This window comes from Microbacterium sp. 05N427 (assembly GCF_056397105.1).
In genome coordinates this window covers 41155-54465 of sequence record NZ_JBFTMT010000028.1, presented here as the reverse complement: position 1 = coordinate 54465, position 13311 = coordinate 41155, and the positions used below count along the sequence as shown (strand labels likewise).

General features: G+C 71.8%; 10 protein-coding genes and 1 pseudogene. 8 read left to right on the top strand and 3 right to left on the bottom strand.

Annotated features, from left to right (window positions below):
* The 4 genes from AC1DG4_RS18920 to AC1DG4_RS18905 all read left to right on the top strand — a co-directional run.
* The coding region (locus AC1DG4_RS18920) for an RraA family protein (RefSeq protein WP_477421413.1) at nt 1-527 on the top strand (527 nt) is incomplete at its 5' end.
* The gene (locus AC1DG4_RS18915) at nt 524-1177 is read left to right on the top strand and encodes an RraA family protein (protein ID WP_477375993.1); all 654 of its coding nucleotides are present in this window, start codon (nt 524-526) and stop codon (nt 1175-1177) included. The genes AC1DG4_RS18920 and AC1DG4_RS18915, both read left to right, overlap by 4 nt.
* Complete coding sequence (locus tag AC1DG4_RS18910; protein ID WP_477375995.1) at nt 1174-1878, top strand: 4-carboxy-4-hydroxy-2-oxoadipate aldolase/oxaloacetate decarboxylase; 705 nt, start codon at nt 1174-1176, stop codon at nt 1876-1878. Before AC1DG4_RS18915 ends, AC1DG4_RS18910 begins: the two co-directional genes overlap by 4 nt.
* Nucleotides 1875-3524 (top strand): FAD-dependent monooxygenase, encoded by a 1650-nt coding sequence (locus AC1DG4_RS18905; RefSeq protein ID WP_477375997.1) that lies wholly within the window; start codon nt 1875-1877, stop codon nt 3522-3524. Before AC1DG4_RS18910 ends, AC1DG4_RS18905 begins: the two co-directional genes overlap by 4 nt.
* Before the next feature lie 85 nt (nt 3525-3609).
* On the opposite strand, the gene AC1DG4_RS18900 is transcribed toward AC1DG4_RS18905, so the two are convergent.
* Nucleotides 3610-4992: an aldehyde dehydrogenase family protein gene (locus tag AC1DG4_RS18900; RefSeq protein ID WP_477375998.1), complete on the bottom strand. Its 1383-nt coding sequence runs from the start codon at nt 4990-4992 to the stop codon at nt 3610-3612.
* Between the two features lie 95 nt (nt 4993-5087).
* On the bottom strand, nt 5088-6248 hold the full coding sequence (locus AC1DG4_RS18895; RefSeq protein WP_477376000.1) for a PucR family transcriptional regulator: 1161 nt from the start codon (nt 6246-6248) through the stop codon (nt 5088-5090).
* 146 nt (nt 6249-6394) lie between these two features.
* Here AC1DG4_RS18895 and AC1DG4_RS18890 point away from each other — a divergent pair, with 146 nt between their 5' ends.
* Nucleotides 6395-8005 carry a thiamine pyrophosphate-dependent enzyme gene (locus AC1DG4_RS18890; protein ID WP_477376002.1) on the top strand — a complete coding sequence of 537 codons (1611 nt, stop codon included), beginning with the start codon at nt 6395-6397 and terminating at the stop codon, nt 8003-8005.
* A gap of 287 nt (nt 8006-8292) precedes the next feature.
* Here the strand turns inward: AC1DG4_RS18890 and AC1DG4_RS18885 are convergent.
* Nucleotides 8293-9309 (bottom strand): annotated as a pseudogene (locus AC1DG4_RS18885) (M20 metallopeptidase family protein); the annotation flags it as partial.
* A gap of 158 nt (nt 9310-9467) precedes the next feature.
* Between AC1DG4_RS18885 and AC1DG4_RS18880 the strand changes: the two are divergent.
* The 3 genes from AC1DG4_RS18880 (at nt 9468) to AC1DG4_RS18870 (ending at nt 13307) form a co-directional block, all read left to right on the top strand.
* Nucleotides 9468-10148, top strand: a complete 681-nt coding sequence (locus tag AC1DG4_RS18880) for a FadR/GntR family transcriptional regulator (protein WP_477376004.1) — start codon at nt 9468-9470, stop codon at nt 10146-10148.
* A gap of 95 nt (nt 10149-10243) precedes the next feature.
* Nucleotides 10244-11293, top strand: a complete 1050-nt coding sequence (locus AC1DG4_RS18875) for a pyridoxal phosphate-dependent aminotransferase (protein ID WP_477376006.1) — start codon at nt 10244-10246, stop codon at nt 11291-11293.
* Between the two features lie 238 nt (nt 11294-11531).
* Nucleotides 11532-13307 carry an ABC transporter permease gene (locus AC1DG4_RS18870; RefSeq protein WP_477421412.1) on the top strand — a complete coding sequence of 592 codons (1776 nt, stop codon included), beginning with the start codon at nt 11532-11534 and terminating at the stop codon, nt 13305-13307.
* Nucleotides 13308-13311 lie beyond the last annotated feature (4 nt).

The window sequence follows — 13311 nt, the reverse complement described above, 5'->3', positions numbered from 1 at the left end:
CGGTCACGGCGGCGCCCAAGGCCGCGGCCGGGCCCGCGACGCACATCGCGACCCCGCTCGTGGCGGTCGCCGAGCCCGACGACGTCGTGGTGATCGACAACCACGGTCGCACCGATGTGTCGTGCTGGGGCGGACTGCTGGCCGAGGCCGCCGTGCGCCGGGGCGTCGCCGGGGTGATCGTGGACGGCGCCTGCCGCGACGTGCAGGAGAGCGCCGCGCTCGGCCTTCCCCTCTACGCCCGCGCCGCCGTGCCGGTGAGCGCGCGCGGCCGGATCGTGCAGCTGGCCGCGGACGAGCGCATTCAGGTCTCCGGCGTGTCCGTGGCCTCGTACGACTACGTGATCGCCGACGTCAACGGCGTCGTGTTCGTCGCGGCCGACCAGGCGGAGCGCGTCATCGGCCTCGCCCGGCGCATCGCCGACCGCGAGGAGCGCATGGCGGAGGCCGTGCGTGCGGGCCGCGACGTGAGCGAGGTCATGCACGACTCCCAGTTCCCCACCGTCACCGCAGAGGAGCGAACCCCATGACGGACCCTCTCATCGAGCGCTTCCGCGCTCTCGGCACCGCGACCGTCTCGGATGCGCTCGACAAGCTGCGCCGCCCGGGGAGCCTGCTCGGTCTCGCGCCCCTCGCCGACGGCCAGCGCATGGTCGGCCGCGCCTTCACCGTCCGCTACGTCAGCGCCCAGGTGCCGGCGGGCACGGTCGGCGACTTCATCGACCAGGTCGAGCCGGGCCAGGTGGTCGTGCTCGACAACGACGGACGCGTGGACTGCACCGTGTGGGGCGACATCCTCACCGCCGTCGCGCACCACCGGGGCATTTCCGGGACCGTGATCGAGGGCGTCTGCCGCGACACGCACCGCGCACTCTCGATCGGATACCCGATCTACAGCCGCGGGCGGTTCATGCGCACCGGGAAGGACAGGGTCGAGGTCGCCGAAGAGCAGGGGCCGGTCACCATCGGGGGCGTCACGGTGCGGCCGGGCGACATCCTGCTCGGCGACTCCGACGGGGTCGTCGTGATCCCGCGGGACTGCGAGGCCGAGGTGCTCGACGTCGCAGAGGGGATCCACGCCCGCGAGGAGTCGATCCTGGCCGCGGCACTCGGCGGAGCCTCGATCGCCGAGGCCAGGGCGCGCTACGGCTATCACGACCTGCAGCGGGCCGAGGCGTGAGCGCCGCCCGCCGCGAGCTCGACGCCCCACTCGACATCGAGCTCGATGCCGCCGAGTTCGATGCCGCCGAACTGCTGCGACTCGGGAGCGCGACCCTGTACGAGGCGTCCGGACAGGACTGCTTCCTCGATGCGGCGTTCCGCCCGGCCTGGGACGGCGCGGAGTTCGTCGGTCGCGCGGTGCCCGTGTCGGCGCAGGCCGGAGACAACCTCGCCCTGCACCACGGTCTGGAGGCCGCGGGCTCCGGTGACGTGCTCGTCGTCGACGGCGGGGGCGCGCCCTTCGGCTACTGGGGCGAGGTCATGGCGGTCGCGGCGCAGGCGCGCGGCATCGCGGGCCTCGTGATCGACGGCGGCGTGCGCGACACCGCGCAGCTGCGAAAGCTGGGCTTCCCGGCCTTCAGCACCTCGGTCTCGATCCGCGGCACGGTCAAGCAGTGGCCGGGCACGATCGGGATCCCGATCACACTGCGCGGCCGAGTCGTGCGTGCGGGCGACCTCGTGGTCGCGGATCGCGACGGCGTCGCGATCCTGCCCTCGGGCGACGTGGACCGGATCCTGGACGCGGCCCGCGCCCGCGCCGCCAAGGAGGACGCGTACATGGCACGCCTGCGCGCGGGCGAGCTCACCCTCGACCTCTACGACTTCCGCCGCCTCGGGGATCCGATCCGCCGCGCGGCCGACCCGAACGGAGCACGATGACCGGCACGCCGGACGCCGACGTCCTCATCATCGGAGCGGGCCCGGTCGGCCTGCTCGCCGCGCTCGATCTCTCGTCCCGCGGCGTTTCCGCGATCGTGGTCGAGACGCGCGACTTCCTCGAGCCGCCGAACGTGAAGTGCAACCACGTCGCCTCGCGCACCATGGAGAGCCTGCGCCGGCTCGGGATCGCCGCCGAGGTGCGCGCGGCGGGCCTGCCCGCCGACTACCCGCAGGACGTCGCCTTCCGCACCTCCCTCACCGGCGCAGAGCTGTCCCGCATCCCGATCCCGGCGAGCGGCGAGCGGTACACGGCGACGGTCGGCCCCGACACGACCTGGGCGACCCCGGAGCCGCCCCACCGCATCAACCAGACGTTCCTCGAGCCGATCCTCGCCCGGCACGCTGCGGCGGCGCCCGGCGTGACGCTCCTCAACCGCACCCTGTTCCACTCGTTCGCGCAGGACGCGGACGGAGTCACCGCGACGATCAGCGACCTCGACGGCGGTGCCGAGCGCACCCTGCGCGCCCGCTATCTCATCGGCGCGGACGGCGGCCGATCCGCCGTGCGCAAGCAGATCGGCGCGAAGCTCAGCGGCGATCCGGTGCTGCAGCACGTGCAGTCGACCTGCATCCGCGCCCCGCACCTGTACGCGCTCATGTCGGCCGAGGAGCCGCGCGCCTGGGGCTATTACACGTTCAACCCGCGCCGCGTCGGGCACGTTTACGCGATCGACGGCACCGGGACGTTCCTCGTGCACACCTACCTCTCGCCCGAGGAGGCGGAGGATCCCGGATCCGTCGACCGTGACGCGGCGATCCGCGCGATCCTCGGCGTCGACGACGACTTCTCCTACGACGTCGTCTCGAAGGAGGACTGGGTCGCCCGGCGGCTGCTCGCCGACCGCTTCCGCGACGGCCGGGTCTTCATCGCGGGCGACGCGTGCCACCTGTGGGTGCCGTTCGCCGGGTTCGGCATGAACGCGGGCATCGCGGACGTCCTCAATCTCACCTGGCTGCTGGGCGCGAGGATCGCCGGCTGGGCGGAGGAGCGGATCCTGGAGGCGTATCAGGCCGAGCGGCGTCCGATCACCGAGCAGGTCTCGCAGTTCGCGATGAGCCACCAGCAGAAGCTGGCCAAGCCGGGGCTGCCCGCCGCCCTCGAGGACGAGGGGCCGGCGGGGGACGAGGCGCGGCGCGCCTTCGGCGCCGCGGTGCATGACCTCAACGAGCCGCAGTTCGCGGCCGCCGGGCTCAACTACGGCTACAGCTACGACGCCTCGCCGATCGTCCGCTACGACGGCGGGCAGGCTCCCGGCTACACGATGGGCGCATACACGCCCTCGACCGTGCCGGGCTGCCGCGCCCCGCACTTCCGGCTCGCGGACGGGACCTCGCTCTACGACCTGCTCTCGCCGGGGTACACCGCGGTCTGCGCGCCGGGCGTGCACGTCGACGTGCTCGCCGCGGCCGCCGAGCTCCGCGGGATCCCGTTCGCAGCGGTCGAGGCCGGAGCGTCGCTGCTGCCGGCGGAGTACGACCAGCCGATCACGCTCGTGCGGCAGGATCAGACCGTGGTCTGGCGCGGCGCCGCCCCCACCGCCCCCGAGGCCGCCGCGCTCTGGGAACTCCTGCGCGGCGCCGCCTGATCGTGGGGTTCCCGTCGCAAAAGATGCCGCTATCGAGCGGTCAGAGCGGCACCTTTCGCGACGGGAACGGATCCGGCGGCGGTCCTCAGCGGCGGATGACCTTCGTCGCCGCCATCGCTTTGAGGCCCTCGACGCCGAACTCCAGGCCGTATCCGGAGGCCTTGGTGCCGCCGAAGGGGATCGAGGGGTCGACGCCGCCGTGCTGGTTGATCCAGACCGTGCCGGCGTCGAGACGCTGCGCCACCGCCGCGGCCTCGTCGACGTCGGGACCCCACACCGAGGCGCCGAGGCCCTGCTCCGTGCCGTTCGCGCGGCGCACGGCGTCATCGACGTCGGTGTAGCGCACGACGGGCAGCACCGGGCCGAACTGCTCCTCGTCGACGATCGCCGCACCGTCCTGGACATCGGCGACGATCGTGGCGCGGTAGAAGAGCGGGCCGAGTTCGGCGGCGGGCTCGCCGCCCGTGACGATCCTGCCCCCGCGGTCGCGGGCGTCGTCCACGAGGCGCGAGACGATCTCGAACTGCGCGGGGTTCTGCACCGGGCCGAGACGATTGCTCTTGTCGTGACCAGACCCCATCGGCGCCGCCGCCGCGCGTTCGGCGAGCGCCGCCACCACGTCGTCGTAGACCGAGTCGTGCACGTAGAGGCGCTTGAGCGCGGCGCACACCTGGCCGGTGTTCATGAAAGCGCCCCAGAACAGGCGGTCGGCGACCGCGGCGACGTCGGTGCCCGGCAGCACGATCCCGGCGTCGTTGCCGCCGAGCTCCAGCGTGAGGCGGGCGAGGTTGTGCGCCGAGCTCTCCACGATGCGGCGGCCGGTGGGGGTGGATCCGGTGAAGACGATCTTGGCGATGCCGGGGTGCGCGGCCAGGGCCGCACCCACCTCGCGGTCTCCTGAGACGGCGGTGACGACGTCCGCAGGCAGGTGGCGGCGGAAGATCTCGGCGAGGGCCAGCACGCTCAGCGGGGTGTTCTCGGAGGGCTTCATGACGACCGTGTTGCCCATGCGCAGGGCCGGCGCGATGTGCCAGACCGAGATCATGACCGGGAAGTTCCAGGGGCCGATCGAGGCGACAACGCCGAGGGGGACGTAGTGCAGCTCGGTGCGCGAGGCGCCGTCCTCACGCAGCACCTGCGGATCCAGCACGGTGTCGGCGGCGGAGCGCAGCCAGTGCGCGGCGCCGTGAACCTCTCCGGCGCCGTCGATCTTGCCCTGCTCCGCCGTGACGATCTCGCCGAGATCCTCGGCGTGCGCGTCGAGGTCGTCGGCGACGAGCCGCAGCAGGCGTGAGCGCTCGGCGTGGCCCAGGGCGGCCCAGGCGGGCTGCGCGGCGCGCGCGGTGTCGATCGCGCGATCCAGGTCCGCCACCGTGCGGACCGGAGCCCGTCCCACTTCCGCGCGGGTCGCGGCATCCAGGATCGGGCGACCGTCGGGGACGGAGACAGAGGTCAGCAGTGCATTCATGGCAGCTCCCTTGCGTGCGGCGGGATCGGGGCGATCGGAAGATCTCCACAATCAACTCTAATCAATATAGTCAATTAACGGATCCGTCGGTTCCGTCATCGCAGGCCGGCCAGCGTCGCGACCCGCAGCGCCGTATGCAGCTCTCGGCGCACGCCCCCGTCGGCGAGGTCGACGTCGGCGATGGCCCGGATGCGGTCGAGTCGGTAGTAGAGGGTGCTCCGGTGCACGTGGAGCTCCTGGGCGGTGCGCTGCGCATCGCACCCGCAGTCCAGGTAGGCCTCGAGCGTGTGCGCGAGATCGGGGCCGGACTGCGCGTCCAGGAGGCGCTGCACGGCCTCGGGGAGGTCGGTCAGGGCGAGTTCGGCGAGCGGCAGCTGCAGCAGCACGCGGTCCAGACCCAGGTCGGCCCAGTGCGCGACGCTGCCGCGCTCGTCATCGACGACGGCCGCGCGCTGGGCGATCCGCGCCTCCCGGAGGGAGCGGAAGGCCGAGGCGAGCGGAGCATGCGCRCCGCCGATCCCGGCGCGCAGCGCGGAGAACGCCGGCTGCGCGAGCAGGGCGGTGAGGCGGTCGGCGTCGATCTCATAGGGCACGGCGAGCACGGCCTCGCCGTCGATCACGGCCCCGACCGCCTTGAGCGTGGGGAACACCGGGATGCTCGCGACGGCCCTGTCCAGCAGCAGGCGCAGGGTCGCGGCGCTCGCGGCCGCACCGGGGGCGACCGCGAGCGAGATCGCGGTGTAGTGCGGCGCGGGGGAGAGCAGGCCGCTCGTGAGCAGCTCGTCCGCGGCTCGCGCACGGTGCTCCGCGCCGCCGCCGAACAGCGCGGAGAGCAGTCGCAGGGCTCTGTCCTCGTCCTGTCTGCTGCCGAGCGCCATCGCTGCGAGCACCACGCCGAGCTGTTCGCGTCCGGTCCGCAGCACCTCGTCGTCGGCGACGGGTTCGTGCCCGTCGGGGATCGTCGAGGAGACGTAGCCGACGAGGTGGCCGTCGTGCCGGATCGGTGCGACGAGCCTGGTCTGTCCGCCCTCGATCGCCGGGATCAGCACGGGGCCGTCGGCCCGGCCGACGCGGAACTCCTTGATCGACTCCCGCGCGCGGGACGACCCGCGGTGGGCCAGGATGATCGCCAGTCGTGCATGGTCGACATCCTCGTCGTGCACGCTGAACGCGGTCACCGCGAACTCCGCGTCGAACACGATGATGGGTCGCCCGAGCCGGTCCGCATAGGCCTGCACCTGCGCTTCGAGGGTCATCGCCCGCCTCCCTGTCCTCGGGTGCTCCCCGCGGTCCGCCGGGAGCTGTCGCGAGCCCCCCTGAGAGCAGCGCGCGAACGGCCGCGTTGCAGGGACTCGGGAAATAGATCTATATTCATTATATTCATTTCTTGAGAGGCGATGCGATGGCAAAGATGACAGGCGGCGACGCGCTCACCCTGGCACTGCTCAGCGAGGGTGTCGAGACGGTCTTCGGGATCCCCGGTGTGCAGTTGGACGGGCTCACCGACGGGATGTACCGCAAGCGGGACGAGATCGACCTGCTGGTGCCGCGGCACGAGCAGAGCACGACCTACATGGCGGACGGCTACCACCGGGCGTCCGGCAAGCCGGGTGTCGCGATGGTGGTCCCCGGCCCCGGCGTGCTCAACGCCGGGGCGGGGATGGCCACCGCCTACGCGTGCTCCTCGCAGGTGATGCTGCTGGCGGGCACGATCCCGTCCCGTCTCGTCGGTGGCGGGCTCGGTGCGCTGCACGAGATCCCGCGCCAGACCGAAACGGTCGAGGGCCTCACCAAGTGGTCGGTGCGCCCGACCAGGGCCGAGGAGATCCCGGAGCTCGTGCACGAGGGCTTCCGGCAGATGCGCACGGGGCGGCCTCGCCCGGTGGCGCTCGAGCTCGGGCCCGACCTGCTGCACGCCGAGATCGACGTCGAGGTGGGCGACCCCTTCGCCGTGTCCGCCCCGGTCGCGCCCGCCGACGAGGTGGCGGCGCTCCTGCGACTGCTCGCCGAGAGCGAGCGCCCCGTCCTGCACGTCGGCGGCGGCGTGCGCGGACATCGCGCGTTCGCGTTGATCGCGGCCCTGGCCGAGAGGCTGGACGCCCCGGTGGTCATGAGCGAGAACGGTCGCGGCGCGATCGACGCGCGCGATCCGCACGCGCTGCCGGCCTTCGCCCTCTGGGAGCTGCGGGCGACGGCGGATCTCGTGATCTCGTTCGGCAGCCGCTTCCTCACCCCGTTCGGGCAGCAGCTGAACGTCGGTGACGCGAAGGTCGCGCTCGTGAACGTCGAGGCGGCCGATCTCGGCGCGCCCCGGCAGCCCGACCTCGCGATCCAGGCCGACGCCGCCACGGTGCTCGAGGCACTCGTCGCCGAAGCGCCGGCGCGCGAGGGGTGGGGCGAAGAGCTGCGCCGCCTCAGAGCCGAGTGCGAGGAGCGGATCCGCGAGCGCGTCGCGCCGCAGATGGCCTTCGTCGACGCCATCCGCGCGGCCCTGCCCGAGGATGGCGTGTACGTGAACGAGCTCACCCAGATCGGATACGTCTCGACGTACGGCTTCCCCGTGCAGGCTCCGCACTCGTACGTGTGGCCCGGCTACCAGGGCACGCTCGGCTACGCGATGCCCACCGCTCTCGGTGCCGCGGTCGGCGCCGGAGGTCGCCCCGTGGTCGCCGTCACCGGAGACGGCGGGATCGGCTGGTCGCTGCAGGAGTTCGCGACCGCCAAGCGCTACGGGATCCCCCTGGTCACGGTGCTGTTCGAGGACGGGCGCTTCGGCAACGTCTGGCGGATCCAGCGTGACACGTACGGCGGGCGGTTCATCGGCTCGGATCTCGTGAACCCCGACTTCGCGGTGCTCGCCCAGGCGTTCGGCATCGACTTCGCCGACGTCGAGGATGCGGACGGCGTCCGCACGGCGATCGAGGCAGCGATCGCGGCCCGGCGCCCGGCGATCGTCCGGGTGCGGGTGGACGTCTTCCCCTCGCCCTGGTCGCTCATCCACGAGAAGCACTGATCCGCGCGGGGGCTGCCGCGGCCGGTGGCGGAGCGATCCCGCCCGGCCGCCGCAGCCCCCGGCCCGGTTCCGGGTGAAACCCTGCGGGGAACCGACGGAGGCTCATCGGAGGCCGACGTGCGCGAGGGCGAGAGCGGCGAGCGCGGCGGCCTGATCTGCGAGCACGCCGTCGTCGAACAGCGCACGGGGGAGTGGTTCATCTCCGTCTCGTCGGGATCGATCCCCGCGGGGGTGGCTCCGAGGAAGAGGAACGCGCCCGGCACCTCGTCGAGGACCGCGGAGAAATCCTCCGACGCCATCGAGGGCTCGGCGGCGAGCATCGCGCGCTCGGCACCGAGCAGTCCGGCGATCGTGCCGAGCGCCCGCTCCGCGCACGCCTCGTCATTGACGGTGACCGGGTACACCGTGCGGAACGAGACCCTGGCGCGGCAGCCGTGCGCCGCCGCGATCCCCTCGGCGAGGGCGGGCAGTTCGGCCTCCAGCGTCGCTCTGCTGCGTTCGGAGAGGATGCGGATCGTCGCGCCGAGCGAGGCGGTGTCGGGGATCGCGTTGATGATCTCGCTGCCGGCGAGCTTCGTGACCGAGAGGACGATCGGATCCGATGTCGGGAAGCGGCGGGTCGCGAACGCGTGCAGGGCGAGGACGAGCTGCGCGACCGCCGGCACGGGGTCGATCGCCTGATGAGGGCGCGATCCGTGGCCGCCGCGGCCCTCGACCACGACCTCGAGCGCGCAGGCGCCCGCCATGATCGTCCCGCCGCGGGTGGAGAAGACGCCGGGCTCTCCCGGCAGCACGTGGACCCCGTAGGCAGCCTCGACGCGCGGTCCCGCCGCGTCGAGCACGCCCTCGCGGATCATCCGCAGCGCCCCGCCCCCGGCCTCCTCGCCCGGCTCGAACATCAGCACGACCGAGCCCCTCAGCTGCTCCCGGCGTGCGGCCAGCAGCCGGGCCGCGCCGACGAGGCCCGGCGTGTGCAGGTCGTGCCCGCACGCGTGCATCACCCCGTCGACGCCCGAGGCATAGGGGAGTCCGGTGCGCTCCTGCACCCGGAGGGCGTCCATATCGGCGCGCAGCAGCACGGCGGGGCCGGGGCCGTGGCCGTGCACGACGGCGGTGATCGAGGAGAAGTCCTCGGGGCCCGCTGTCACCTCGAGGCCGAGCCCGTCGAGGGCGTCGAGCACGGCGCGCTGCGTCCGGGGGAGGGCGAAGCCCGCCTCGGGGTGAGCGTGCAGTGCGCGTCGCAGAGCGACGAGCTCGGGCAGGAGCGCTTCGGCGTCAGCGCGGAGTGCGGCAGGATCCGTCATGAGGACTCCTTCGTCCCAGGTCGACGATCCGTGCCCGCCGATGCTCATTGGATATGTTGAATATATCTAATCGAGGGTGCGCCGAGGCGGGGCACCTCATACTCTGTACTCACGCGTGGCCGGCTCGGGGTCACCGCAGGGATCACCGGGGGAAAGTCATGACGCAGATCACCAACGCCGCCGTCGCCGTGCAGGTGGCGAAGTCGCTCGAGGCGGAGATCGTCTCCGGCGGGTGGAAGGCGGGGCACTTCATCGGGCGACGGCAGGAGCTCTCCGCCCGATTCGGAGTCGCACCGGCCACGCTGGGCGAGGCCATCCAGCTGCTGCGCTCGCGCGGCATCGTCGACGCCAAGCCCGGTCCGGGCGGCGGCATCTTCGTCGCGGCGCGGTCGCCGTTCATGCAGCTCAGCGACCAGCTGCTGCAGCTGCGCGAGGGCAAGGCGACGGCGAGCGACTGCCTCCGGGTGCTGGACGCGCTGGACGGGCTCGTGCTGCACGATGCGATCGAGCACGCGAGCGACGACGACGTCGCCGAGATCACGACGCTCGCCGATCGGCTCCAGGCCGCGTGGGACACCGACAAGGGGCCTTCGGCGATCTGGGCGCTGCACGCGCGGATCGCCCTGATCACCCCGAACGAGCTGCTGCGCAGCCTCTACACGAACCTCGTCGACTACATCATCGCCGAGCAGCTCGAAGGCGCTACGGCGCCCAGCACGCCCGAGCGGCTGCGCACCCACCTGGACTTCGCGGCGGCGGTCGCCGGACGCGATCACGCGCTCGCGCGCTCCGCGGCGGAGCGGCACCGGCACTCCTCGGTCGCCACGCTGCTCTCCTGAGGGTCTGAGGGGGCCGTGCGGGTTGACAGGAAGACGCGTCTTCAATAATGTTCATATTCATTATTAAGAATTAACTTCCGCCCCGAGGAGGACGCATGCCGCTCGAGTTCCGAGGTGTCGTCGACGAGATGCTGCAGACCCCGAACCGTCCCGCAGGGGCGACCCCGCCGCCCATCCGGCTCTCCCAGAACGAGATGCCCTGGACGCCGTCCGCACCGATCGTGGCGGCGATGTCCGCGGCGGTCGGTACGGCGCACCGCTATCCCGACTACCACCGTGCCGCAGCTCGTGCCGCGATCGCCGGGGCGCTCGGCGTCGCTCAGGATCGGGTGGCCGTGGACAACGGATCCGGATCGCTCCTGCACGGTCTTGCGCGACTGGTCTGCGAGCCGGGCGTGCACGGCGTCTACCCTGCGCCGTCCTTCGAGGCGTACAAGGCGGCGCTCGCTCTCGCCGGGGCCGACGCGACCGCGGTCGGTCTCGCCGAGGACGGTGCGATGGACCTGGCGGCGATGGCGGCCGCGATCCGCCCCGAGACGCGCATCGTGTACCTCTGCAACCCGAACAATCCGACGGGCGGCCTGATCCCGGTCGAGGGACTGCGGGAGTTCCTCCGGAGCGTGCCGGAGAGCGTGATCGTCGTGCTCGACGAGGCCTACCGGGAGTTCGTCACGGACGAGCCGGTGGAGGCGACGCTGCCGCTGCTGGACGAGTTCGACAACCTCGTGATCCTGCGCACGCTCTCGAAATCGCACGGGCTCGCCGGCATCAGGGCCGGCTATGCCGCGGCCTCCGAGCGGATCGCGGAGGCGCTGCGGCGCACCTCGGTCGGCTTCGCGCTGAACGGGATCGCCGAGGCCGCCCTCATCGCGGCCTTCAGCCCCGAGGGCATCGCGATCGCCGAGGAGCGGGTCGCGACGATCGTCGCGGAGCGGGCGCGCATCGTTCGCGCCCTCGACGAGGCGGGGGTGGCGGTGCTCCCGAGCCAGTCCAACTTCCTCTTCCTCCCCGGCGACGCCGGCGCGCTCATGGCGCGCTTCGCCGAGCAGGACGTGCTCGCCCGGCCGTTCCCGAACGCCGGCGGCGCGCGCGTCACGGTCGGTCTCCCCGCGGAGAACGACGCTGTCCTCGCCGCCCTGCTCTGAACCCCTGATCGATCCCCGGCGCGTCGCGATCGCGCCCCTGGGATCGCCGACGGACACGATCGCGCCCCTGGCAGCCCGAGTTCCGACACCGTGTCGGATCGCCCGGGAAGGACTTCGGAGCCGGGCCCGATGAGGCTCGCGCAGCGGCTTCCTACGCTGACAACACGACAGACGGAGCGGTCTGATCCCGGGTGACCGGCGGTCTCGGATCCGCTCTCGCGAACGGAAGAAGAGGGCAGTGACGGCAAGCGACTTCGAACGCGACCGGCGAGCATCGATCCGGCGCTCGATGACCGGCGGGTTCGGCTGGACGGTGTTCCTCGCCGCGCTGACGCTCGTGTTCGTCTACCCCGTCTCGATGATCGCGATCGGCGCGTTCCGCGACGGCCTCCCGTCGGACGACCTGCCGTTCACCCTCGGCGGGCTGCTCGCGGCGTTCCAGGACCCCGAGACCTGGAAGACCATGGGCAACTCGCTGCTGCTCGTGGTCGTGTGCGGCACGATCTCGGTCGCCGGCGGAGGGCTCTTCGCCTGGATCGCGGCGAACACCAACGTCCCGGGCCGCCGCCTGTTGACGCCCCTCATGGCGGTGAACCTGTTCGTGCCGCCGCTGTTCCACACGCTCGGCTGGATCATGCTGGGCAACCCGCAGAACGGCCTGCTGAACCAGTTCGGACGCATGCTCGGGATGCACGGGCCGATCCTGAACATCCAGAGCTGGGGCGGCCTGTTCCTGCTCATGTCGCTCGGCTACATGCCGTTCGCATACCTGCTCATGCTCGGCGCCTTCAAGAACCGGGACCAGTCGCTTGACGAGGCCGCCGCGATCAGCGGCGCCGGAGCGGTGCGGACCTTCTTCACCATCACGATCCCCTCGGTCGGGCCCGCGATCACGGGGGCGGCGATCCTCATCGCCGTGCTCGTGTTCCAGTCCTTCGACAGCCCGCAGCTGATCGGGCGCCAGGCCAACATCTTCGTGTTCTCGACGCAGATCTTCCACTACGTGCGCGATCAGGCGCCCGCCGAGTACACGAAGGCTTTCGCGCTCTCGCTCGTGCTCATCGTGCTCGTGCTGCTGCTCTTCCTCGCACAGCGATGGATCCTCCGCGGTCGCAGCTTCACGACCCTCACCGGCAAGACCTCGCGCCGCGAGCCGCAGGAGCTCGGCCCCGTGCGCTGGGTGCTCTCCGCCCTCATCGTCGTGTTCCTGCTGCTGAACCTGATCCTGCCGCTGTTCGCGATGATCCTCGGCAGCCTGCAGCCGATCTTCGGGGTCATGAGCACCGGGCTCACCTTCGACAACTACGTGCAGATGCTCACGGATCCCGAGTTCAGCTCGAGCCTGGGACTCACGGCCTGGCTCGCGGTGATCGGCGGCTTCGGCTCGATCGCGGTCGCGCTGCTCACGACCTACGTCACCGCGCGCCGCACCGGTTTCATCCGCTCGTACACGTCGTTCTCGGTGTGGATCCCGTGGGCGCTTCCCGGCATCGTCTTGGCGCTGGCGTACATGTTCGCGGTGCTCTACGTGCCCGCCTTCCGCAGCCTCTACGGGACGGCGTTCCTCATGACGCTCGTGCTGATCGTCGCCACGATCCCGGTCTCCAGCCGGATCGCGGAGGGAGCGCTCGCGCAGCTCTCGCCRGAGCTGGAGGAGGCGGGACGCACGTCGGGGGCCGGATCCTGGCGCGTGMTGATCACGATCGTGCTCAGGCTCGTCGTGCCCAGCTTCCTCTCCGGCTGGTTCCTCTCGGCGCTCTTCATCGCCGGCAACCTGTCGGTGCCGATGCTGCTCGCCCCGCCCGGACTGCAGCCGGTCTCGCTGACCGCGTTCCAGCAGTTCCTGCAGGGCAACATGTCGCAGGGCGCCGCGCTGTTCATGATCATCCTGGTCGCGGCCATGGCCGTGCTCGCGCTCGCCGCCGGATCCATGAAGCTCGCCGCGGTTCTCCGCGCCCGCGCCGGCCGTACCGGCCGCGCCCCCTCAGTCCCCCTCACCCGGATCACCCCCTGACACA